This is a genomic window from Cyanobacteriota bacterium (assembly GCA_025054735.1).
In the GTDB taxonomy this organism is placed as follows: domain Bacteria; phylum Cyanobacteriota; class Cyanobacteriia; order SKYG9; family SKYG9; genus SKYG9.
Genome location: JANWZG010000054.1, coordinates 1 through 2,465, shown reverse-complemented (window position 1 = coordinate 2,465; position 2,465 = coordinate 1). Strand labels below are relative to the sequence as shown.

Genomic DNA, 2,465 nt, shown 5'->3' with positions numbered 1-2,465 from the left:
TAGTGGGTTGACCTCGCAGGCAACAGGTCTATCTGTTGAAGCCGATGGAACGGTGCGCTTGGTGAATTCTGGAGCCTTAGTACCAGCGTCCCCAGGAACGGCGATCGTCACTGGTGAGTTATCGGTTGCCAGTTCAACAAGCTCTGCATCAATGCCTACATCCCAGGTAGCGGTGCTGGGCGATCGGGTTGGTCTATTCTCAGCCACGATCGATGCGTCCCATGCGGGTCACGGTAGCATAGTGCGCATCGGCGGGGACTATAAAGGGCAAGGGTCTGTTCCCAATGCGCAATTTACAGTGGTGGATGCCACCTCTACAATTCGGGTTGATGCCCTGGGCAGGGGTAACGGCGGGCGGGCGATCGTCTGGGCAGATAACACCACCCGCTTCAGTGGCACCATCACAGCCAGAGGTGGATCACTGGGGGGTGATGGCGGCTTTGTAGAGGTATCTGGAAAAAACTCCCTACTGTTTACTGGCTTTACAGACACCTCAGCTCCCCTAGGGCGTGTCGGTACCCTTTTGCTGGATCCCACAGATATTTACATTGGTGACGGGGGTGGATTTGCCTCACCGGGTAACATGGCAGACAACAACCCTTTTATTTGGGGTGCTGGGTTTGGGGATCCCTTAGAAGACCCCGGTGGGCAAGCAACCGGTACCAATTCCATCTACAATTTGCTGCTGTCTAACTCAGTCATCTTAGAAGCAACCAACGATATTGGTTGGGATGGCAATCTAGACTTCAACGGGATTGGTACCGGAAAAACCTTAGAACTGCGAGCAGGGCGAAATATATCGTTTGGGGCTGGCAGAACCATTCAAGACTCAGTTCCAGGTGGCGATAGTCTGAACCTTGTCTTCCATGCTGATTTCGATAACAACAATGACGGCAGCTTGATTATTGATGCCGCTGCTATCAGTACCCACGGCGGAGCCATTACCTTCAGGGCTGGCTCAGGAGTCTGGGTGCGCTCTGGGGTGCCGATTGACTCTGGTGGGGGAGCTATCACCATTGTTGGTAGCACGACAGACGCAGGTAGCCGTGCCATTATTATCGATGGCAATATCACATCTAGTGGTGGTGCTATTACCTTGACAGGTACCAACACGGGTATTGGCGGCAACGGGCAAGGGATTTGGGTTAATAATGGCACGATCGCCTCGGCTGGCGGAAATATCACGTTTACAGGTAGCCATGCTAGCAGTGGGCGCGGTATCGAGATTCAGGGTGGTGGTATCAGGGTTTCGTCCGGAGCTGGCAACATCACCTTTCTGGGCAGCAGTGTTGGTCCTTTTGATCCCTCTGAACCAGCAGGTATTCACATCTTTGGGGGCGTAAGTTCCACAACGGGCACAATTCAGTTTACTGGCACAGGTACCGACGCATGGGGCATTCACCTAGCTGGAGGTAATGTAGTTACTGCTGGCGGAACCATTCAATTAACAGGTAATAGTGTTAATCGCAGTGGTTTGTATGTTCGCAATGGCAGTATTGAATCTAACGGAGGAGCGATTACCCTCCAAGGCAGCTCAGCCAGCGGGGGCATAATTCCGTTTACAACGATCGGCTTCTCTGGAGTAGATATTGGCGAAGCCTTTGGCTTGGTGCGCTCCAACGGTGGCACGATTACCATTCAAGGGGTGAATACGGCCACTGCACCAGCGACTGAAGGGATTGGCACCCGAATTCGTGGACTGGTTGACTCTGGCAGTGGGGATATTGCGGTCTCTGGCTCTTCAGGTACCGCTAGGGGCGTGGCTGTACCTGGGATTATTGCGTCAACGGGTGGCAATATCACCATAGTTGGCAATAGCACCGGCAGCGCTCCATTAGCCAATGGTGTTGAGCTGAAATTCAGTACAATTACCACAACAGGTGCTGGTGCTATTAGCATTACAGGCAACAGCACCAACAGCTATGGTGTGAGTCTACAAGGCGGATTTCTCACCACGGGTGGTGGCAATGTGCAACTGTTCGGCAGTACCAACAATAGGCAATCTTCTGGGGTAGAAGCAGGTGCATTTCTGACCACCAATGGTGGAAATGTAGAGATTGTTGGCAACAATGCAGCGACAGTGGGAACATCTGGTGGTAGTGGTGTTAGCCTGCAAAATGCCTTACTCACAAACGGCGGTAACGTTACTATTGCAGGTAGTCACAGCGGGAATGAATCAGGAATTAGATTACAGGCAACAGCCCTCATTGAATCAAATACTGGTGCTACTAACCTCACTGGTTCAAGCCAGGGGGGTATTGGTATCTGGTTGCGAACGGGCAGTCGTGTAAGAACCACTACAGGCACCATATCCCTTGATGGTACTACTAATGGTGGCAGTCAATCGGGCATAGCGCTTGAGGGGTCAGTTGCTTCTATTGGGGGTAATATTACTGCCACGGGCACGAATACAGCGCTCGCAGGCGGTAGCGGCGGATATGGCATTACCGTGCGATCGGGGATAG

Annotated in this window: 1 protein-coding gene; it reads left to right on the top strand. The window is 52.5% G+C overall.

Going from position 1 to position 2,465, the window contains the following annotated elements; genetic code table 11:
* On the top strand, positions 1-2,465 hold a 2,465-nt coding region (locus tag NZ772_04290), incomplete at both ends, for a hypothetical protein (protein MCS6812776.1).